Source organism: Streptomyces sp. NPDC058295 (genome assembly GCF_042880655.1).
GTDB classification, from domain to species: domain Bacteria; phylum Actinomycetota; class Actinomycetes; order Streptomycetales; family Streptomycetaceae; genus Streptomyces; species Streptomyces coriariae.
Genome location: NZ_JBHVYO010000008.1, coordinates 208,480 through 229,608 on the forward strand (window position 1 = coordinate 208,480; position 21,129 = coordinate 229,608).

Here is a 21,129-nt window from a genome sequence, read left to right on the forward strand (position 1 = left end):
ACCGTGACTTCCGGAGAGACCCACCCGTATGCCCACGTCGTTCAATGAATCCGTCATCGAGCAGTTCCGCGCCGACGGCGGGAAAGCCACCGGCCCCTTCGAAGGGCGGAACCTGCTCCTGCTGACGACCACCGGCGCCGAGTCGGGGACCCAGCGGACCACCCCGCTCGGCTACGTCCGCCACGGCGACTCGCTCCTGGTCGTCGGGTCCGAGCTCGGGGCACCGACCCCTCCCGACTGGTACCGCGACCTGCTCGCCCACCCCGTGGTGCGGGTGGAACTCGGCACCGAGACCTTCCAGGCGCTCGCGGTCCCCGCCGAGGGGACCCGGCGCGAGGAACTCCTCGAGCACGCCGTGCGGACCGCGCCCGGACACGGCGACCATCGGGCCCGCGCCGCCCGCTCCCTGCCCGTCGTCGTACTGGAGCCCGCCGAGCCCGACGGCTGGGAAGGCCCCCGCGAGGTCCGTACCCTCGCCGACAAGATCATGGAGGTACACACCTGGCTGCGCGGTCAGTTGCGTCAGGTGGCGGCGCAGGCCGATGCCCATTTCGCCGCCCTCGCGGCCCACGAGGGGCCCGGTGAGCCGCCCGCTCCGGACCTCGGGCTGCAGATCCGGCAGCGCTGTCTGGCGTTCTGTCAGGCACTGCGGTTCCACCACGTCAGCGAGGACGCGCATCTGTTCCCCACGATGGCCCGCCACCACCCCGACCTGGCCGGCACCTTCGCCCGGCTCACCGAAGAACACCGCACGGTCGCGCGCATCCAGGACGAACTGGTGACCCTCCTGGCCGGCGTCGCGATCGCCGACCCCGAGCGCTTCTGTACCGAACTGAACGCCATGACAAGGGAGTTGAACGCCCATCTCGACTTCGAGGAGGAGACGATCGTCCCTCTCCTCACCGAGGTCCCCTGGCCGCCGGCCCCGCCCGCCCGGCCCGCCGAAGCCGGAAGGGAGCACGAGGAGTGAAAGCCGGACGGTCGTACCCCTCCGCCGGAGCGCGCATCCGAACGCCCCCTGGAGGCTCCCCCAGGCGTCCTTGACAGTTCACAGAGACCGTGGGGTACTGCGGATGCGAAGGCCGGGCGGACCTATACGGGGGTGAGTCTCCTGCCGGAGCTGCGCTACCCCACTGTGACCGAACTGACTTTTTCTGTACGAGCGTTGGCCGCGTTCCAGCCCGGAATGTGCGCGCTGCGGCAGGTCGGGGTCTCCCGTGCGGGCCGACCCCTGCACCTGCTGTCCGTGGGACACGCCCGGCGGGCCGTGCTCGTCGTCGCGGGTGCCCACGCCAACGAGCCGACCGGGGGCTCGACGCTGCTGGCACTCGCCGAACGGGTCGTGCAGGAACGGGAGTTGCGGGACGGAACGTCCTGGCATTTCCTGCTGTGCGCGGACCCCGACGGGGCGAGCCTGCATGTGACCCCGGCGCCGCGCAGCCTGCTGGAGTACCACCTCGGCTTCTTCCGGCCCGCCGGTCCGGAGCAGCCGGAGTGGTCCCCCGCCGTGCTGCCGCCGGACCGGCTGCCTCCCGAGACCCGCGCGCTGACCCGGGTCATCGACGAGTTGCGGCCCTACCTCCAGGTGACGCTGCACGGCACCGATCTGGGCGGCAGCTGGGTGCAGCTGACCAAGGACATCCCGGGTCTCGCCGAGCCGTTCGTCAAGTCCGCGGCCCAGTTGCACATCCCGGTCGAGACGGGCGCGTCCGACGCGGCGGGCTGGCCCGCGTCCGGGCCGGGCGTGCACGTGATGCCGGCCGCCGGGACGGAGGCGGCGTACCCGAGCATGCCCGACGACGCACGGCACAGCACCTGGTACCACGCCCATCGCTACGGCGGTCTGACCGCGGTGGTGGAGGTGCCGATGTGGGCGAGCGACATGGTGGACGACCCCGCCCCGCATCCCGCCCCGGCCGCGGCGATACGGCGGCTGGCGCAGCGGCTGCTGCGGGACACGACGGAGGTGGAGCGGGTGCTCGTCGAGGCGCTGCCGCGTCTGGAGGGCGTCGACGGTCCCCTGCTGCGGGCGGCGAAGTGGGCGCTGGAGCTGGTGCCCGGGCTGGCCGCGGACTGGACGGACACCCCGCCCGCCGACACGACGATGGCGTACGTCGGCAGCGTGGACGCCTTCGCCCGCCGACTGCCCCTGCGGGCGGCCGCGATGCTGTGGCGGGTCCTCCAGGAGAGCGACGACCACGCCGCCCCCCGTCTGGAACAACTCGTCGAGACCTGGAGCGACGCCTTCGCCTGTCGCTTCCGGGCCCGCTGGGTGCCCTTGGAGCACCAGGTCGAGCACCAGTCCCGCACGGTCGTCGCGGCGGCCCTGCACGCGCGCGAACGGGCGGCATGACGGGCGGGACGGCCGGCTCCCCGCGGGGTGCCGTGCCGGGCGGCCCGGCGAACGGGACGACGGACGGGACGACGGTCGGGACGACGGACGAGGCGGTGGCCGCGGGCACGCGCGTGTGCCCGCGGCCGTCCTGGCCGGGTCAGACCTCGGGCACCTCCTGGTCGTCCAGGGCGAACACCGCCCCCGTCAGCGCCTCCCGCTCGCAGTCGTTGCCGAAGGTGCGCTCGTAGTCGACCGGGCGCCCGTTCCACTGCCCCTGCGCGCGGACCGTCACCGGCGCGTACACGAGCGGGCAGATGCGGGTGCCGTCCGCGGTGAGGGCGTCGACGTCGCCGTCGGCCCGCGCCAGGACGTCGCAGGCCTCCGCGGCGCGGGAGTGGCCCTGGGGCGGGTCGCAGAGCAGCAGGGTGCCTCGGGTGTCGCTGGAGCGGGAGTCGCCTCGGGTGACGGTGAGCTGGAGCCAGTTGCCGGGCAGGGCGTCGTGGGAGGCCGCGAGGGCCGGGGCGGCACCGGCGGCGAGCAGGAGGGCGGCCGCGGCCGGGAGCGCGCGTCGTACGGCTTTCGCCGACCGGAGACAGGTGAGGAAGTACGTCATTCCCGATGCATCGGCACGGCCGGCTCGGTACCCCAGTCCGGCTCACCCGAACGGGCACCGGCGGGCTCGGCGGCACGGCGGCCGGCCAGCTCGAACGCGGCGAACACGACCCGCGCCTGGTACTCCGCCTGGCGCGCGACGGGAATCCAGCGCGCCCCGCACTCCTCCTGGTAGTCGGCGCACCACGCGTCGATGAGCGCGTCCAGCTCCGGCAGCGCGTTGGCGGGATCCCTTCCGGCGCCGGTGACGAGCTGGTGCAGCAGGCCCGCCGTCCGGACGGCGATCCGGCGGCCCGCGATGCGCAGGGCGGTCAGATGGGCGGTGCTGAGCGAGGGCAGCGGGCGCGCGGGGTCGGCGGTGGCGGGGTCCCAGGCGTCCGCGAGGCCGGGGCAGATCAGTAAATAGTCGTCGACCGGGGCGAGCAGACGGGCCGTGTCGGGGGCACCGGCGAGGTGGGGCCGCACCCGCGCGAGGATACGTTCCAGCAACTGCGCGTCATGGCGCAGGGCGGAGCTCACCGTACGCAGTGCCCCGTCCCGGTCGGCGGGCGGGGAGCCGTCCTCGACGGCGGCGACGCCCCACATGGGCGCCTCGACGACCGCGGTGACCGTGCCGTGCCGGTGCGGGTGGTACCAGGTCGACTCGACGGCGGCCTCGGTGATGGCGGCGGCCAGGTCACTCGGCCGCGGTGGCGGGATCCGGTAGACGGCGGGTCCCAGGCGCGGCCAGTACAGGGTGTCGTAGGGCCCGAGTTCGCGGGGGATGCCGAGCCGGGCGGCTGCGTGCGCGACCCGCCGGGAGAGTCCGGGCAGGTCGCGGGTGAGTTCCACGAAGGCGCCGCCGACGTCGACGCCGTGCAGCGAGCACTGCAGGAACGGTTTCAGTTCGTCCTGGAGCCGGAGCAGCGTGCGGGTCTCCGGCAGTGCGGCGGCGGCCGCGCCGTCGGGCAGCCACTCGGGCTGTTCCAGGAAGCCGGGCCGGAAGAAGGTTCGGAAGTAGCGGCCGAGGCTGTAGGGGCCGGTCAGCCAGCCCTCGTTGCGGCGCAGGCCGTCGGGGTCGAGGCAGAGCAGCAGGTTCCAGGTGGCGTCGGCGCCGACGGTGAGCCGCGGGTCGGCGAGGACCCGTTCGGCCAGCCGCAGGACGGTGGCGCCGCCGACGGGCTCGTTGGCGTGCGGCCCGGCGACGACGAGGACCTGGCGGGCGCCCCGGCCGACGGAGAGCAGCCACAGTGGCGAGCCCGCGCGCGAGACCCCGACGCGGCGCAGCCGGACGTCCCCGGAACCACGGACGGCGAGCGCGGCCGCACGGGCCGCGAGTTCGTCCACGGTCGGGTAGCGGAGGAGGGGCGGCAGGGCACACCTCCCACAGGGCGGCGCCGTCGGTTCACCTGGTGTGTCTGGTGTACGCACAGTGAGTCATGGGCCGGGGGTACGTCAACACCGCGGTAGGCGGGGGGACTTGAGCGGACCGTGGCCACTCGGGCGAGCCGGAGGGTCCGGTCGGCCCGCCGGGACCCCACGGTTCGACGGGCCGCATCCGGGCCGACGGGCCGACGGGCGCCGGGGGGGACGGCGGCAGTCCGGTTCGTCCGGCGGACGGCCCACGTGTCCGGAGGTCGGCGGGCCGATCCGAACCGGTGGCACGGCAGGCCGCGAGCCGGTCCGGCAGAACGCCGATCCGGGTCGGTCGGCCTGGTCGGCGGTCCGGGTGGGTGAGTTCGGTCGCCGGTCCGGCTCGATCCCGTGGCACGGCAGGCCGCCGGCCGGTCCGGTCGAGCGCGCCGGTCAGGGTCGGTCAGGTCGATCGCCGGTCCGGGTCAATCTCGCCGGTCGCCGGTCGCCGGTCCGGGCCGGTCCAGCCCATCGGCGGAACAGACCGCTCGGCGGAGGAAACCGGTCGGCGAGGCAAGCCGCTCGGCGGAGGAAGCCGCTCGGCGGGGCAAGCCCGTCGGCGGGGCGGTTCAGTCGGTCAGATCGCCGAGAGGCGGAACGCCATGCGGCCGAAGGCGACCTGGTCGCCCTCGCGGACCACGGCCGCGCCGATGACACGGCGTCCGTTGACCGTGGTGCCGTTGGTGGAGCCGAGGTCGCGCAGCACCCACATCCCGCCCTGGCGGCTGAGTTCGGCGTGCACCCGCGAGACGCTCTCGTGGGTCAGCCTGAGGCCGCTCGCGGGATCGCGACCGATGCGCAGCACGCTCTCGGTGCCGGGGTGCGGCAGCAGCAGCTTGGGCAGCCGCTCGGCCTGCCAGGCCCTGCGCAGCCGGACCGAGAAGCCGGAGACCGCCTCGACGGTGCCGAAGACCGCCCGCGAGAGGCGGCTCTCCCGGGGCAGGTCGGCGATGAGCACGGCGAGCTCGTCGGAGCGGCGGGCGACGAGAGCCAGCTCCATGCGCCGGATGAACGTGTCGTGCGACAGTCGCCCCATGGCGGCGCCGTCACGCAGCACCTTCAGCGCCCGGTCGCGCTCCACGTCGGACAGCCGCGCGGGGTACGTGTTGAACTCGAAGGACGACGTCACGCTGGTGATTGTCGGTCAGCGGGCCCCGGGTGTCCAGAAGACGCGAAACGCCCGGCACGCGCGTGTGCCGCCAATGGGAGTGTTCCAAAAGCGGATTGATCTCGGGTGGAGCACGATAAACGCGAACGGGCTACATCACGGTGAGCAGACGAAGGGGAACCGTCCGTGCAGTTCGAGGTGTGGGCACCGCAGGCCGAACATGTGACGCTCCAGTGCGACGGCGTCACCCGCGCGTTGGAGCGCGATCCGGAGCGCGCGGGGTGGTGGACCGGTGCGGCGGAGGCCGCGGACGGCACGCGGTACGGGTTCGCGGTGGACGACGGGCCCGTCCGCCCGGACCCCCGCTCACGTCGTCAGCCGGACGGCCCCGACGGGCTGAGCGCGGTCGTGGACCACGCCCGCCACGAGTGGCGTACGCAGTGGGCCGGCCGACCGCTGCCGGGCGCGGTCCTGTACGAGCTGCACGTGGGCACGTACACCCCCGAGGGCACGCTGGACGCGGCCGCGGAGCGCCTCGGCCATCTCGCCGAACTCGGCGTCACGCACGTCGAGTTGATGCCGCTGAGCGCGTTCCCCGGCCGGCACGGCTGGGGGTACGACGGGGTGTCGCCGTGGGCGGTGCACGAGCCGTACGGCGGCCCCGAGGCGCTGAAGCGGTTCGTCGACCGGGCCCACGCGCTCGGTCTGGGCGTCGTCCTGGACGTGGTGCACAACCACCTCGGTCCGTCCGGCAATTACCTGCCCGTGTTCGGCCCGTACTTCACCGAGACGCACCACACTCCGTGGGGCGCCGCCATCAACCTGGACGCGCCCGGTTCGGACGAGGTGCGCGCCTATCTGCTGGGCAGCGCGCTGGCCTGGCTGCGCGACTACCGGCTCGACGGGCTGCGGCTGGACGCGGTGCACGCGCTGGCGGACACGCGCGCGTGCCACTTCCTGGAGGAGCTGTCGACGGCGGTGGACGCCCTCGCGGCGGAGACCGGCCGGCCGCTGTTCCTGATCGCCGAGTCCGACCTGAACGACCCGCGGCTGATCACCCCCCGCCGGACGGGCGGTCTGGGCCTGCACGCGCAGTGGAACGACGACTTCCACCATGCCCTGCACACCGCGCTCACCGGCGAGTCCCAGGGCTACTACGCCGACTTCGCGCGCGCCCCGTTCGCCGCGCTCGCCAAGACCCTCACCGGCGGCTTCTTCCACGACGGCACCTACTCCGGCTTCCGCGGCCGGCACCACGGCCGCCCGCTGGACCGCACCCGCCTGCCCGCGCACCGGCTCCTCGGCTACGGCCAGACCCACGACCAGGTCGGCAACCGCGCCCAGGGCGACCGCCTCTCGGCGTCCCTCTCCCCCGGCCTGCTGGCCTGCGCGGCCGCGTTGACGTTGACCGCGCCGTTCACGCCGATGCTCTTCATGGGCGAGGAGTGGGCGGCGGGCACGCCCTGGCAGTACTTCACCGACCACACCGACCCGGAGCTCGCCGAGGCCGTACGACGGGGCAGGCGGCGGGAGTTCGCGGCGCACGGCTGGGCCGAGGAGGACGTGCCCGACCCGCAGGACCCGGCGACGCGCGAGCGCTCGTGCCTGGACTGGTCCGAGCCGGAACGCGAGCCCCACGCGCGCGTGCTGGCCTGGTACCGCGAGCTGATCGCACTGCGGCACGCGACCGCGGACCTCACCGATCCGGATCTGGCCGACATCAAGGTCGCCTACGACGCGCAGGCCCGCTGGCTGGCGTTCCGGCGCGGTGACGTCCGGGTGGCCGTCAACCTCGGCAAGGAGCCGGCCGCGATCCCCCTGGGCCCGCGTCCGGCCCGCGTCCTCGCCACCTGGGATCCGGTGGACGTACCCGGCCGGGACGGGCTGCTGCATGTGCCCGGCGAGTCGTGCGTGGTGCTGGAGCAGGACTGAGGGAGACCCGGTGGGGCAAGCCGGTGGAGCGACCGGGTAGGGCAATCCGGTGGGGCAACCCGGTGGTGGGGCCGCCACCTCCTCCGCTCGGCTGTCCTGCGTTCGGCCTCCCCCGCCTGCCACCGTCCGCTCATCCCTTCTCGTCGGCCCCGCCGTCCTCGCCCTCCTCGCGGAACTCCGTCACCCGCTCCAGCAGGATCGCCTCCCAGGCGCGTCCCAGCCGGACCCGGGGGAGGGTGAGCGCCTCGGCGCCGTGCGGGCCGGTGGTGCGGCCGTCGAGGCGTGCCGCGAGGCCGACGACGGTGTCGCAGCGGGCGAGCCACAGGCCGCGCAGGCAGGGGCGGGCTCCGTAACCCGCGAGGGTGGCGGCGCGGACGGCGGCGCCGGAGCCGACGGCGAGGGCGAGCCCGGCGATGTCCTCGGCGGGATCCCCGAGGACCGCGCCGGTCCAGTCGAGGACACCGCGCACCCGGCCGTCGGCGCTCACCACGAGGTGCTCGCCCCACAGGGCGTGGTGGACGAGGACGGCGGTGCCGGGCTGGGCCGCGAGCTGGGCAGCGCCGGGCGAGGTGAGCTGGTGGAGCCGGGCCGGGTCGAACTCGTCGGCGCGGGCGAGGCGTTCGGCGGCGGCCACCGCCATCCGCCGCAGCGCCTCCAGCGAGCGCGGGGCGGTGCGCGGCACACCGAGCGCCTCGGCCTGCCGGGGCGGTACCTCGCGCAGCCCCCGGAGCAGTCCGGCGAGGTCGGCCTCGCCGACGGCCGATACGTCGTGCTCCTCGGCGGTGCCGCCGGGCAGCTTGGTGTCGAGGGTGTACATCAGTCCGGGCGACCACTCGCCGTGCGCGACGCTGGTGGGTACGGCGATCGGGACGTGCGGGCGGAGGAGGTCGCGCAGCCGCAGTTCCCGGCGGCGGCGCAGGGTCGTCGCACGGTCGGTCGCGAGGCGCAGCACATGGCGGGTGCCGACCCACCAGGTGGCGGGCGAGCCGCCCTCGACGACGGGCCGGACCTCGGGCCCGGTGCCGCTCGCGCCGCCCTCGTCGAGGAGCGCGCGGACCAGTCGGCGGACCGTGTCCGCGGTGGGTGTCGGTGCCTGGGTCATGGTCGCGCCGCTGCCGTTCGGATGGGTGCCGGGGACTCCTGGAGGCGGGTCAGTCCACTATGACCAGCTCGCGGGTGGTGTCGTTGAGACGGCGGCCGCCGTCCTCGGTGACGGTGACGATGTCCTCGATCCGCACGCCGAACCGGCCCGGCAGGTAGACCCCGGGCTCCACGGAGAAGCACATGCCGGGCACGAGCGGCCGCTCCTCGCCCTCGATCATGTACGGCGGCTCGTGGGTGGTGACGCCGATGCCGTGGCCGGTGCGGTGGATGAAGTACTCGCCGTAGCCGGCGGCCGCGATGACCGCGCGGGCGGCCCGGTCGACCTCCTGGCAGGCGACGCCCGGCCGGACCGCGCGGAAGCCCGCCTCCTGGGCCTCGCGCACGAGGTCGTGCACCCGGCGCTCCTCCTCGGTGGGCTCGCCGACGTGCACGGTGCGGGAGGTGTCGGAGCCGTAGCCGTCCTTCAGGCCGCCGAAGTCCAGGACGACCATGTCGCCGCGTTCGATGACCCGGTCGCCGACCTCGTGGTGCGGGTTGGCGCCGTTCGGCCCGGAGGCGACGATGGTGAAGTCGACCTGCGAGTGCCCGAACCGGCGCAGCAGCCCGGCGAGGTCGGCGCCGACCTCCCGCTCCCTGCGCCCGGCGAAGCGAACCTTCCGGATCTCCTCGAACGTCGCGTCCGCGGCGGCTCCCGCGGCCGCCATCAGCTCCAGCTCCGCCGCGTCCTTGACGGCGCGCAGCATCGGCAGGGCCTCGGTGAGCGAGGCGTAGGAGGTGGCGGGCAGGGTCTTCTGGAGGCCGAGCAGGTGCATCGCCCAGGCGTTGTCACTGATCCCGAAACGGCCGGCCGTGTCGAGGAGGGCGGCGGTGGCGGCGTAGGGGTCCTTGCCGTCGGTCCAGTCCCGCAGGGTGAGCGCCGGGGCGCCGACCGCCTTCGCGGCGTCGGGGGCCTCCAGCGTCGGCACCACGAGAACCGGGTCCCGGCCGGGGGCGAGGACGAGCAGGGTGAGCCGTTCGGTGGCGGCGGTGGGCGCGTAGCCGGTGAGCCATACGAGGTCGGGTCCGGGCGCCACGAGGAGTCCGGCGAGTCCGGCGCCGGCGGCCTCGCGCGCGGCCCGCTCCATGCGGGCCCGGTAGTCGTCGGCGGTGAAGGCGGTGGCGGTGCCGGTCATCCGGGCCTCCCAGACAGGACGTGGCGAGTGACGTGTGACGGACGGGGTGGGACTGACGTGATGGCCACGGGCAGCATCCTGCCCGTACGGCGGGGGTCGCGCGAGCCGGTCGACGCGGGTTTCGGGCGGGTGACCGGCCCGGGTCAGCCGTCCAGGGCCATCCGCGGGCCGAGGAGCAGCAGGGCGCCGCCGGAGACCTGCTCCAGGCGGCGGCTCGCCCCGGCCCCGGGACAGGACGGCCTTCATCCGGCCCACGGACCACACGTACAGGCCGTAGTGGCCGACCTCGTAGACCGCCCGGAGCGCGGCGAGCCCCACCATGGCCGGCAGGTGCGGGGCGCTCTCCGGCACGAACTGCGGCAGGAAGGACGGGGCGAGGACGGCCGCCTTCGGGTGGGCGAGGTTCAGCAGCAGCCCGCCCCGGTAGCAGGACCGGCCGCTCTGCTCGACGGCCTCCGGGCCGTCGTCGCCCGGCGCGCCGTCCTCCTCGGTCCGGCGCGCCCGCCGCGGTGCCTGGACGCCGAACCGGACCAGCGAGACGACGCCGACGACGCGCGGCACGTCGTACGCCCCGGGGAGGCGGTCAGCCGGGCCGTCAGGCCGAACGCGGCGACGAGGCCCCGGACGAACACGCCGGTCTCGTTGCCGAGCACCGTCAGGAAGCCGGGCGCGGCGGCCTGCGCAGCGACTGCTTGACGATGAGCACGGTGCTCGGCCCGGGTGAGGCGCCGACGAGGGTGCAGGCGCCCGGAAAGGCCGACCGGGAGGTCGGCATGGCGCTCAGGGTGACGCGGCGGGGTCCGTCCTGGCCAGTGGTCTGCCCTGCGCTGCCGAGGGGCGGGCGCCGGCGGCCTCGCGGTGCGGGCGACCGCGTCGGGACCCGCTCATGTGGCGACGCCGGGGGTAACCGTCAACCTCCCGTACCCGCGGCCTCGATGACGCACCGTCAGTTTCACCTCCTTGCCGGGGCGGGCCTCGTCGACCGCCCGCGCGAGGTCCGTCGCCGAGTCGATCCTGGTGCCGCCGAACTTCAGCAGGACGTCGCCGCGGACCAGGCCCGCCGTGTAGCCGGGGCCGGGGATGTGGACGGCGACGATCTCGGCGCCCGTCCCCTGTGCGTCCACGACCTCCAGGCCCAGGGTGGCGTCCGGCCGGCGCGAGGACGCTGCGGCCTCCCCGGACGACCCGGCTGAACCGTCCGGGGCGGCCGGGCTCGGTCGGCCCGGGGTGGACGCGGCGCCCGGTGCGCCCGGCCCGGTCTGCCGCTGGAGCTCGGCCAGTCTGCTCATGCCGATCACGGTCGCCCCCACGGTGCCGAGTCCGACGCCGGACAGCACCAGGACGGTGCCGGCGAACAGGCCGAACAGCACGGTCGTCAGCCGTCGGCCGCGGCGGCGCGCGGCGTGCGGGCGCCGCCCCTGGCCACCCGGCCCGGTTCCGCCGCCGGGCCTGGTTCCGCCGCCGGGCTCGGACCCGGGCATGGGCTTGGGACGCAACGCTGTCTGTTCCATGGATCGCCTCCGGGTGGTGCTCTACCCGGCGCATCGGCGCACCACGAGCCACGAACGAGTGAGACTGCCCCGGGGTCAGGAGCGGTACGGGCCGGCCGCACCGCAGGTCACGGACCAGTGGACAGCGCCTCCACCAGCGTCCGCGCCGCACCCGACGGCGTACCCGCGTACACGAGTTCGATCCGGTGGACGACCCGAGGCCCGGTGACCGGGACGGCGGCCGTGCCCGGCACATCGGCAGCCACCGAGTGGGGCAGCAGGGTGAGGCCGTGGCCGGCGGCCACCAGGGCGGTCAGGACGCGGAGGTCGGTGCCGTCGTAGCGCAGGGCGGGGCGGAAGCCGTGGCCGCCGTTCGCGGCCCGCAGCTGGGGCAGCGGCAGCCCGGCGTCGGGGGCGTCCAGCCAGCGGGCGTCGGCGAGGTCGCCGAGGCGCAGGCCGCCGCGCCGGGCCAGCGGGTGGCCGGCGGGCAGCAGGACGCGGACCGGCTCCTCGCCGAGGCCGTACGTGGTCAGCGGCGCGACGTCGGGCAGCCGGAGCGGGTCGCTGGGCGCGGCCAGACCGTCGACGAGGCCCACGTCGGCCGTGCCGTCGGCGACGGCGGCGCAGACGTCGTCACGGCCGAGCACCCGCAGGGTCACCCCGGCGGGCGGGAGCGCGGCGAGGGCGGCCGGTCCGAGGGCGGTCGGCGAGCCGGCCAGGGTCAGCCCGTGCGAGGGCGCCGAGGCGATCCGGACGACGTCCGCGCGGGCCGCGTCCAGGCGCAGCAGCAGCGGTCCCGCGTGTTCGAGCAGCCGCTCGCCGGCGGTGGTGGGAAGGACGGGCCGACGGGTGAGCAGCGGCGCGCCGAGGTCCTGTTCGAGGGCCGCGATGTGCTGGGACACGGCGGACTGGGTGTAGCCGAGTTCCCGGGCGGCTTCGGAGAAGGAGGCCAGGCGCGCGACGGTGACGTAGGTGCGCAGCAGATGCGGATCCATGCGCCCAGGATCGCAGGCCGCATCAGTTCTGCTTATCGAAGGTGCAGGAATCATCGTTGGACGTGAAGTAGGCGTCGCCACCAGGATGAACGGCATGACCGACACCACAGCTCAGATCGCCAAGGTCGCCCTGGTCGGCGACCGCTCCCCGAACGTCGTCTCGCACACCCGCCTCCCGCTCCTGGTGGACGCTCTCGCCGCCCGGGACCGGCTGCTCCTGGACGCCTACTGGATCCCGTCCGAGGAGGCGGAGGCCGAGGGCGCGGTACGTGGCTTCGACGCGGTCTGGGTGGTGCCGGGCAGCCCCTACCGCAGCGAGGCGGGCGTCCTGTCCGCGATCCGCACGGCGCGCGAGGAGGGCATTCCGTTCCTCGGCACCTGCGGCGGCTTCCAGCACGCGCTCCTGGAGTACGCCCGCAACGTCTGCGGGCTGTCGCGGGCGGCGCACGCCGAGAACGACCCCGACGCGGACGATCCGCTCATCGAGCCCCTGGCCTGTTCGCTCGTCGGCCACGAGGGCGTCGTGACGATCGAACCGGGCTCGCTCGCCCAGTCCGTGATCGGCTCGGAGCGTACGGTCGAGCGCTACTTCTGCGCGTACGGCCCCTCCCGCCACCTCGACACCCTGCGCGCCGGGGGCCTGCGTTTCTCCGGCCACGACGAGAGCGGCCGGGTCCGGATCGCCGAACTGCCGGGCCACCCCTTCTTCCTGGCCTCCCTCTTCCAGCCGGAGCTGTCCGGCGACGGCTCGCGCCCGCACCCGATCGTCCGGGCACTGGCGCGAGCCGCGGTCGAGCACGCCTCTCGCAAGGAGCGTCAGCCGTAGGAGAGCGCCGAGACCGACAGCTGCGGGACGGGCACCGGCGGCGCGAGGTCCGGCAGGAAGCCGTGGGTGCGGCGGGCCAGGTACGCGGACTTGTAGCGGTCGACCTCCCGGTGCCAGTTCAGGATGCCGGCCAGCCAGTTCTGAAGGTCGGCGACGTAGTGCCCCATCGCCTCGCGCGCCTCGGGCGAGAGGTCGAAGTCGTCGTAGAGGACCGGCAGTTCGTGCGCGACGACATGCTCGAACTGCTGCATGCGCTGGGTCATCAGGTCATGGACGATGCCGAGCGCGGTCGGGTAGTCGCAGCCGAAGAAGTGCTGCACGACGAGGATCGCGTTGTGCATCTCGCCCTCGTACTCGATCTCCTTCTGGTACGAGAAGACGTCGTTGGTGAGGCACGCGTAGTCGACGGCGGCGTTCTCCAGCGAGCGGACGACCCCGCTGCGGTAGACCTCCGGCGGCACGGCGGGGCCCTGGCCCATCCGGCACAGGCTCAGCGTGAGGTCGGAGCCGAAGGTGGCGCGGCGCATCTCCAGGTAGTCGACCGGGTCGGGGACACGGTTCTGGAGCTGGTTGGACAGCTCCCACACCCAGCTCTCGGTCATGACGTCCACCGCCTCGCGCAGGGTACGCCGCTGGTCGGGGGTCATGCCCGCGGTGGTGCGCGCCCAGAGGTCGATCAGGCCGCGCTCCATGCCGTTGACGGGAACGACGGGCGCCGCCTCGCCGTCGACGGGCATACAGGCCGACAGCCGGGCCGTGGTGACGCGGGCCGCCGCGAGGTCGCGCCGCCCGCCGAAGACCAGCGGGTAGTAGTCGTCGCCGTAGGTGCCCCAGGCGAGCCATTGCGCGCTGAGGTCGAGCTCCTCCGCGGTGGCGTCCGGGTCGAGGCCGGCCGAACACAGCGGGAGGTCGTAGGCGGCGAGTTTGTCCTCGTCCCAGACGCCTTCCTCCAGCATCCCCATCCGGTGCATCCAGGTCGTCAGACGCGGGCGGCACGCCTCCAGATGCGGGCTCAGCTCCACCGGGAAGGGCATGTGGAAGTCGGGCAGCAGCGAGGGACCGACCTTCTGGTGCGGCACGTGCGCGTACGCCCGCAGGCGCTCGGCGGCGGCCGAGGCGAGCAGCGCGCCGACGTCGGCGGCGGAGGTGCCGGGACCGGTCAGCTTCTGCCAGGGCGCTGCCGAGGTGGCACCCTTGTTCATGTAACGGCTGGAGCGCATGTGCCATTCATGGCCGCCGGACTGCCAGTCCTGCAGCCCCTTGGTGTACGCGGCGACCGCGAGGACCTCGTCGGGCGTGAGGCCCTTCTCCAGGGCCACCGCGGGCACCTCGGTGAACGCCGTGTGCTCGAACTGGTGGAGGCGGGAGGTGAGGATGTCGTTGACGGTGTCGGCGGCCTCCTGGGTGGTGCAGCCGAAGAACGTCTCCAGGACGAGCACGCCGTTGCTGTTCTCGCCCTCGTCCTCCACCTCGCGCTGGTAGGAGAACAGGTCGTTGCGCAGGTGCACGGCGTCGGAGAAGGTCTCCATCAGCACCCTGAGCGGCCTCGACCCGGCGACGGCGGACGGGACTTCGGCGGTCGCGTACTCCACGAGCCCCGCCGACCAGGGCGCTCCGCCCACCTTGCGCCGCATCTCGATGTACTCGACGGGGTTGGCGATCCGCCCCTCGTTGATGTTGGACAGCTCCCACATCGACTCGTTGAGCAGGTGTTCCGTCGCCACGGCGAAACGGCGTCGCCAGTCCTGCGACATGTCCGGCACCGTGCGTGTCCACAGGTCGGCGAGGCCCGCTTCGACCGGGTTGCGCGGCTCGGGCACGGGCGTCGACAGGTCCAGCGGCATGAACAGCGGCAGCCGGTCCAGGTGCGCCTTGCCGGCGGCCCGGTCCGGGGTGCGCTTGAACATGTCGAGGAAGTGGTCGTCGAAGAAGAACACCCACACGTACCAGTCGGTGATCAGCGACAGCGCGGGACCGTCGCAGTCGGGGTGGGTGTAGGCGCAGAGCAGGCCGTAGTCGTGCGCCTCCAGGTCGGCCTGCTCCCAGATCCCGGACCCCTCCAGCATGCCCATGTCCCGCGCCCACCGCGTCGAGTGGGCACGCGCCTCCTCGACATGCGGGTTCAGGCGCGCGGGATGCGGCATGTAGAAGTGCGGGAGTTCGAACGGTTGCGTCATGGCCGGGCCCTACCCGGGGGTCCGCGCCGCCATCCGCGGGGCGACACATGATCACACCATCGCGTGAATCGGGCGGGAAGCCGTGAACCGTACCGGACTTGGCGTATCCGTCGCCGGGACCCTCACGCCACCTGCCCGATCGTCGTCGATCAGCGCCGTGGACGCGGGCGGACCACGGCGGGCGCTCCGGTCGCGTTCGCCCGGCAGTTCGGTGCCCGCTCCGGGGCCGGCTCGCCGACCCCGACGATCTCTTCGCCCGGCTGCCCCGCGGGGGTCACTCCCGCACCTGGATCAGCGCGTGCGTTCCCCCGGTGCGCCAGCGCTGCCCCTCGGCGGCGACCAGGGCGGCCTCGGTACCGGCGTCCAGGCCGGTGATCACGTCGGACTTCAGGGTGCGCAGCGCCGCGACCGGGCCCGGGAAGTAGGCGGTGACATCGGCGAACGGGGTGGTCGGCCGCCACCGGCTGTCGCCCACCAGGCGACGGTAGTTGAGGTCGCCCTTCACGATCGTCAGGGAGGCCGCGGCGAACTCGGCCCGCAGGTCGTCCGGCATCGCGGCGTAGGGCAACGGGGCGGCGGAGAAGGGATGGGCCCGCACCGTGAGGGTGCCGTCGGCCATGGCCGCCCAGAGCCGCCGGCCGAAATCGGCGGCCGCTCCCCGCGCGGCCGTCAGCTTCCTGAGCGCGTCGACGACGTCGGCCGTGGTGGCGTCGGAGACGTAGTACGGGTACGGCTTGACGTGCAGGACGACGCGGCCGCACCGCCCGTGCGCGAGGAGGTGGGCGGCCAGGAGAAGATCGGGGATCAGCTCCCGACCCGCGTTGTCGGCGACCAGGCACAGAGTGCCGGTACCGGCGCCTGTACCGGTATCGGTATCGGCACGTGTGCCGGTTTCGGTGCCGGTTCGGGAACCGGTTTCCGTACCTGCATCCGTATACCTGTCCGCATACGTGTCCGCGACCGGCAGCAGCGACCACAGCGTCTCGCTGTCGTCGGCGACCAGCCCCGTCACAGCCGCCCGCTTCTCCGCCTCGACGTCGGACAGCCGGAAACCGAGGTCGGCACGGTTGCCCCAGAGCGACCCGTGCAGGAGCGCGTTGGCCCGCTCGTCGACCGGGCGGCCCTCGAGGGTGTCGAGCACGGCCAGTTCCTCGTCGGTCTCCGGCGCGTCGAGCTCGGCGAGCTTGAAGGGGCGGAACGGGTCGATGCCCTGCCAGGGCCCGGGACCGAAGTAGCCGACGGCGTCAAGGAGTTGACGGTAGAAGTAGCTCTCCGACCACAGCCAGGGCACGTCGAACCAGGATCGGCCGACGTACGTATCGAGCCCCCAGGTCCGCCACCGGTCACGGTCGGGCGCGTCGGCGGAGAGCGGTTCGATCACGCCCTTGGTGCAGTTGTCCAGCAGCGCGTCCAGACTCCGGTGGATGCCGGGACCGTAGGGGAACGCCTCCCGCACCTGCTGGATGATCGCCGGATGCCGTTCGGCCAGGACGCCGTGGGGGAACGAGCCGGGTTCGTCGCCGAGGATCACGGGCGGCGCGGGGGTGTCGGACATACGGCTCACCGTATCCCGGGGCCGCACCGCTCGGGCCGACCGTGATCCGCACCACGTCACCCGCGCCACGGCCGCGCGCCCGAGCTCCTCACACCACTGCCATGATCTCCCGCTCCAGCCGTGCCGCGAGGCTGAGATAGCGCGGTCGGCGCGGTACCGGTACCAGGCCGCGGATGAGGACATGCCACATCTCGGCCATCCGGCGCGGCAGTCGGACGGCGGGTTCACGGGAGCGGCCGACGACTCGGGTGCCGACGAAGAAGCAGACCAGGGAGTGCGCCACGGCGTCGACGTCGACGTCCGGATGGATGTCGGACTCCTTGAGCGCACCGCCGAGCCGCCGGGAGATCAGGTCCAGCAACTCCACGAAGGGATGCGACAGGGGCGGCCGGATCGCCACTCCCCCCGTGGCGAGCCGCAGGCCGGCCCGGGTGATCGGGCCTTCGACCGACAGCCGCGTCAGAGCGAACGTCAGGCGCATCAGGGCTTCGAGCGAGGCGTAGCCCCGGTCGTCGATCTCGCCGGCGATCCGGCGTGAGGCCGAGGACTGCAACTCCATGATGGCGTGCGCCAGATCCTCCTTCGCCGCGAAGTGGAAGTAGAGGGCGCCCTTGGTGACATGGGCGTGCTCGACGATGTCACTGAGGCTTGTCGACTCGTAGCCGTGCCGGTCGAACAGGTCGGCGGCGGCCGTGATGATCGTCGTGCGGGTCTGTTCGGCGCGTAACTGCCTCGCCATCGACTGGTACTCTCCCGGGCCGGTAACGAACGGGTCATGCCGTTTTTTCTTACCCCGCGTACACAATAGCTCACGGTACGACTTTATTGGCCACGGGAGTCCGGACCGCCGACGCCCCCTGAGCCCAACCGACTTGTGCGACACCGCTGGCCCGCCACGGAAGCCTCCCACAGAGAACGTACCGGGGGCATAATCGGGTCCGGATGAAAAGAGACGGGGTGCGCGGTTTCCACTTGTGAGCACCTTGGGGCCAGAGTGTCGGAACAACCGAGCGACACGTGTCACCGCATACCAAGGCTCCCACGGCACGCTGCGGAGCACACCTCTCGGGCGGCATCCCGGTGCGAGGTGACCGGTTTGTTTTCCGGGGAAACGGCATGAAACACACAGGCAACTCGTTGCTACTGATGGGTACTTGCCGTTGGCGCCGGAGCCGGCTCACGACACCGCACGGAAACAGGCCGAAACAGGCTTCGCCGGAAACAGGCCGAAACAGACGAGGGCGGGCCGGCCGGTGTCCATCCACACCGGTCGGCCCACCCAGTCCTCGCAAGCGGCGAAAAGGCGAGTTGCCTCAGAACGTCAGCTGCCAGCTGTTGAGCTTGCCGGTGTCCTGCGCCGCGGTGTCCTGGACACGCAGCTTCCAGGTCCCGTTGGCGATTTCACCGGAAGCGTTCACCGAGTAGGTGGTGCTGACGTCGTCGGCGGAGTCCGAGGAACTCGCCGCCTTCAGCCGGTAGGCGGTGCCGTCGGGCGCGACGAGGTCGATCACCAGGTCGCCGCGGTAGGTGTGGGTGATGTCGACACCCACCTTGAGGGCGGCCGGGGCGTTGCCGGAGCGGCCGCTGACGGCGATCGAGGACTCGATGGCGGAACCGTTGTCCGGGACCGGGACCGCGGTCGTGTTGGTGAAGGTGGTGCCCCCCGTGGAGCCGCCGGAGCCGCTCACCGCCTGCACCGTCCTGGCCGCGTCCGCCAGACCCGCGCCGCAGCCACCGGAGCAGGCGCCGGGCAGCGCACGGGCGTTGTTCTTGATGGCCGTCTCGATCTGCGCCGGGGTCAGCGCGGAGTTCGCCGACTTGACCAGCGCGACCAGGCCCGCGATGTGCGGGGTGGCCATGCTGGTGCCCTGGTAATAGGCGTACGACTCGCTCGACGGCGTCTTGGTCCCGGAGTTCAGGGTCGACAGGATGCCGTTCGCGGTGCCGGTGCTGGTCTGGCCGCCGGGCGCCGAGATGTCCACCAGGGAGCCGTAGTTGGAGTAGGACGCCTTGGCGCCGGTGCGGTTGGTCGCCGCGACCGAGATGACGTTGTTGCAGTTGCCCGGCGAGTGGTTCGCGACGTTGTCGCTCTCGTTGCCGGCGGCCACCACGACGGTCGTGCCCCGGTTCACGGCGGCGGTGATGGCGCTCTGGGTCGCCGAGGCGCAGGCCCCGTCGCCGCCCAGGCTCATGTTGATGACCTTGGCGACGTTGGAGTTGGCGGGAACACCGGAAACGGTACCGCCAGACGCCCAGGTGATCGCGTCGATGATGTCGGAGTCGTAACCGCCGCACTTGCCGAGCACCCGGACCGGCGAGATCTTCGCGCCGTACGCGATGCCCGCGACACCCTTGTTGTTGTTCGTGACGGCGGCGATGGTGCCGGCCACGTGGGTGCCGTGCCAGGAGGAGTTGCTCGCCGGGATGCCGGAGCCGCACTCGTTGGCGGCGTAGTAGTCGCCCGGGTCGGCCGGGTTGCTGTCGCGGCCGTCGCCGTCGACGGAGACCGCGGTGTCGGCGATGAAGTCGTAGCCGCCGACGATGTTCGCGGCGAGGTCGGTGTGCGCGACGTAACCGGTGTCGATGACGGCGACGGTGACACCGGTGCCCGTCGAAGTGGCCCAGGCGCCCGGCACGTTCATACCGGCGGTGGACTCGAAGAGGTCCCACTGCTTGGTGTACTCGGTGTCGTTCGGGTCGGCCTTCGGAGTGTTCAGCCGGTCCGGGACGACATAGGCGACCTGCGGGTCCGCCCGGTACTGGGCGACCACGTCGGCGACATCCGCCGTCGTGAGGTCGTCCCCCAGGTCGACCAGGGCGGCGCCGGTGCCGAGACGGCGCTGGAAGTCGACGTCCTCGCCGGTCTTCGCCCCCTTGGCGGCGGCGTCGGCCTCGGCGGCCGGGTTCGACCTGGCCTCGGCGGCAGCGGACTTGTAACCGACGATGAGGCGCTCGGCCGGGGTGCCGGGCGCGGCCTCGGTCTGGGCGGCGGGGACGGCGGAACCCTGGGAAACGGTTTCCTGGGCGGCGACGGCCGAGGCCGTCGACGCGGCGGTGAGCAGGGCCGCGGAGGTCGCGGCGACGGATATCAGTTTCCGTCTCAGGGCAGGGGAGGTGCGCAAGGGCGTGCCTTTCGTAACCGACTCCGGGCAGGGCGGAGCGGCGGTCGATTCGCTTCGGCGGGGAAGCGGCGGGGGGTGCGTCGAAGAGCAGCGCGAAAGGCCGGCCAGGCGCGGGAACCGACCCCGTCGGGGTTACCTGTGGGTCGGCTGTGGAGGAACGATAGGCAAAGGATCAGTCATCCGGATACAGGGGAAACCCTCGATCCGGCCAAATTCCAACCCTCGACGAACCATATCGGTCAGCGAACGTCCGATTTGATCGTGTCCGTACGGCGTGACTGCCACCGGACGACGTACTGAACGCGCCGGACCGGATTCCCGTACTGACAGCAGACCGTTCCCGCGCCGGCCGAGGAGACGTCCCCGATGCCCCGCACGACCGCACACCGCACCGCAGTTCTGGCGACCGCCGCCGTGAGCCCGCTCCTGCTGGGCCTGTGGGCCGCCGGACCGGCCCAGGCGCACGGCGCCCCCACCGATCCGGTCAGCCGGGTGTTCGCCTGCTCCCCCGAAGGCGGAGCCGACGCGCGGACCGCGGCCTGCCGGGCGGCCGTCGACGCCAACGGCACCTCTTTCGCCGCGTGGGACAACCTGCGGGTGGCGAACGTGAACGGCCGCGACCGGCAGACCGTTCCCGACGGGCAGTTGTGCAGCGGCGGCCTGTCCGCGTACAAGGGACTCGACCTCGCCCGCGCCGACTGGCCGTCGACCCGGCTCGAGCCGGGCGGGACGCTGCGCATGACGTACGCCTCGACGATCGCGCACACCGGCACGTTCAAGCTGTATCTGACGAAGCCGGAGTACGACCCGTCGAAGCCGCTTTCCTGGTCCGACCTGCCGACGACTCCCTTCGCCGAGGTCAAGGATCCGGCGCTGAAGGACGGCGCCTATCACCTCACGGCGAAGCTGCCGGCCGACCGGACAGGGCGCCAGATGCTCTACACGATCTGGCAGAACAGCAGCACGCCGGACACCTACTACTCGTGCTCGGACGTGGTGTTCCCGGAAGCGGTTTCACAAAGCAAGCCGGAGAGCGCCCCGACGACGAAGTCGCCCGCTTCGGCCACGCCCCCGGCGTCCGCGAGCACGACGCCGAGTTCACCGTCCGCCGATCCTTCGGTGGCGACCGCGTCCGGCGCCTCGCCCGCCAAGGCGGCCGCGGCCGGTCCCGAGAGCACCCCGGTGGCGTCCACGACCGGGTCCGGCTCCGGGCCGTCCGCGCCCATGCTGGCGGGCGGCGCCGCGGCGGTGTTGGTGCTCACCGGGGGCGCCGCCCTCGTCGTGCGTCTGCGTCGACGCTGAACTCCGT

Annotated in this window: 16 protein-coding genes and 1 pseudogene; 5 read left to right on the top strand and 12 right to left on the bottom strand. The window is 73.1% G+C overall.

The genetic code is table 11. The features are described from left to right. Window positions 1–28: 28 nt before the first annotated feature. Complete coding sequence (locus ACFVYS_RS11430; RefSeq protein ID WP_389501022.1) at window positions 29–970, top strand: nitroreductase/quinone reductase family protein; 942 nt, start codon at window positions 29–31, stop codon at window positions 968–970. 132 nt (window positions 971–1,102) lie between these two features. Further along, complete coding sequence (locus ACFVYS_RS11435; RefSeq protein WP_389501024.1) at window positions 1,103–2,353, top strand: M14 family zinc carboxypeptidase; 1,251 nt, start codon at window positions 1,103–1,105, stop codon at window positions 2,351–2,353. Window positions 2,354–2,492: 139 nt separating this feature from the next. Here ACFVYS_RS11435 and ACFVYS_RS11440 read toward each other — a convergent pair whose 3' ends face one another. The 3 genes from ACFVYS_RS11440 to ACFVYS_RS11450 all read right to left on the bottom strand — a co-directional run bounded on the left by ACFVYS_RS11440 (window position 2,493) and on the right by ACFVYS_RS11450 (window position 5,468). Then, on the bottom strand, window positions 2,493–2,948 hold the full coding sequence (locus tag ACFVYS_RS11440; RefSeq protein WP_389501026.1) for a subtilase-type protease inhibitor: 456 nt from the start codon (window positions 2,946–2,948) through the stop codon (window positions 2,493–2,495). Continuing rightward, the gene (locus ACFVYS_RS11445; RefSeq protein ID WP_389501028.1) at window positions 2,945–4,273 is read right to left on the bottom strand and encodes a M14 family zinc carboxypeptidase; all 1,329 of its coding nucleotides are present in this window, start codon (window positions 4,271–4,273) and stop codon (window positions 2,945–2,947) included. Before ACFVYS_RS11445 ends, ACFVYS_RS11440 begins: the two co-directional genes overlap by 4 nt. 643 nt (window positions 4,274–4,916) lie before the next feature. Further along, window positions 4,917–5,468: an FHA domain-containing protein gene (locus ACFVYS_RS11450; RefSeq protein ID WP_389501030.1), complete on the bottom strand. Its 552-nt coding sequence runs from the start codon at window positions 5,466–5,468 to the stop codon at window positions 4,917–4,919. A 165-nt stretch (window positions 5,469–5,633) separates the two neighbouring features. On the opposite strand from ACFVYS_RS11450, the gene treZ reads away from it, so the two are divergent. After that, window positions 5,634–7,379, top strand: coding sequence for a malto-oligosyltrehalose trehalohydrolase (gene treZ / locus ACFVYS_RS11455; protein WP_389501032.1), 1,746 nt, complete (start codon window positions 5,634–5,636; stop codon window positions 7,377–7,379). Window positions 7,380–7,509: 130 nt separating this feature from the next. Here treZ and ACFVYS_RS11460 read toward each other — a convergent pair whose 3' ends face one another. The 5 genes and pseudogenes from ACFVYS_RS11460 to ACFVYS_RS11480 form a co-directional block, all read right to left on the bottom strand. Continuing rightward, complete coding sequence (locus ACFVYS_RS11460; protein WP_389501034.1) at window positions 7,510–8,481, bottom strand: phosphotransferase family protein; 972 nt, start codon at window positions 8,479–8,481, stop codon at window positions 7,510–7,512. A 49-nt stretch (window positions 8,482–8,530) separates the two neighbouring features. Beyond that, complete coding sequence (locus ACFVYS_RS11465) at window positions 8,531–9,655, bottom strand: M24 family metallopeptidase (RefSeq protein WP_389501036.1); 1,125 nt, start codon at window positions 9,653–9,655, stop codon at window positions 8,531–8,533. A 143-nt stretch (window positions 9,656–9,798) separates the two neighbouring features. Then, a pseudogene (locus ACFVYS_RS11470) lies at window positions 9,799–10,430 on the bottom strand (LysE family translocator). A 109-nt stretch (window positions 10,431–10,539) separates the two neighbouring features. Beyond that, a complete protein-coding gene (locus ACFVYS_RS11475; protein ID WP_389501038.1) occupies window positions 10,540–11,166 on the bottom strand; it encodes a PDZ domain-containing protein in 627 nt (208 codons plus the stop codon). A 107-nt stretch (window positions 11,167–11,273) separates the two neighbouring features. Beyond that, a complete protein-coding gene (locus tag ACFVYS_RS11480) occupies window positions 11,274–12,140 on the bottom strand; it encodes a LysR family transcriptional regulator (RefSeq protein WP_389501039.1) in 867 nt (288 codons plus the stop codon). 94 nt (window positions 12,141–12,234) lie between these two features. Between ACFVYS_RS11480 and ACFVYS_RS11485 the strand changes: the two genes are divergently transcribed. Beyond that, window positions 12,235–12,966, top strand: coding sequence for a hypothetical protein (locus tag ACFVYS_RS11485; protein WP_389501041.1), 732 nt, complete (start codon window positions 12,235–12,237; stop codon window positions 12,964–12,966). Here the strand turns inward: ACFVYS_RS11485 and cyc2 are convergent. The 4 genes from cyc2 to ACFVYS_RS11505 form a co-directional block, all read right to left on the bottom strand. Continuing rightward, complete coding sequence (gene cyc2 / locus ACFVYS_RS11490) at window positions 12,957–15,143, bottom strand: germacradienol/geosmin synthase Cyc2 (protein WP_389501043.1); 2,187 nt, start codon at window positions 15,141–15,143, stop codon at window positions 12,957–12,959. The genes ACFVYS_RS11485 and cyc2 overlap by 10 nt on opposite strands. A 274-nt stretch (window positions 15,144–15,417) precedes the next feature. Beyond that, entirely contained in the window at window positions 15,418–16,698 is a 1,281-nt protein-coding gene (locus tag ACFVYS_RS11495; RefSeq protein WP_389501044.1) for a damage-control phosphatase ARMT1 family protein, read from the bottom strand. An 88-nt stretch (window positions 16,699–16,786) separates the two neighbouring features. Further along, window positions 16,787–17,437, bottom strand: a complete 651-nt coding sequence (locus ACFVYS_RS11500; RefSeq protein WP_389501046.1) for a ScbR family autoregulator-binding transcription factor — start codon at window positions 17,435–17,437, stop codon at window positions 16,787–16,789. A gap of 574 nt (window positions 17,438–18,011) precedes the next feature. Next, entirely contained in the window at window positions 18,012–19,820 is a 1,809-nt protein-coding gene (locus ACFVYS_RS11505; RefSeq protein WP_389501048.1) for a S8 family serine peptidase, read from the bottom strand. A gap of 366 nt (window positions 19,821–20,186) precedes the next feature. On the opposite strand from ACFVYS_RS11505, the gene ACFVYS_RS11510 reads away from it, so the two are divergent. Next, window positions 20,187–21,122, top strand: coding sequence for a lytic polysaccharide monooxygenase (locus tag ACFVYS_RS11510; RefSeq protein ID WP_389501050.1), 936 nt, complete (start codon window positions 20,187–20,189; stop codon window positions 21,120–21,122). Window positions 21,123–21,129: the final 7 nt, after the last annotated feature.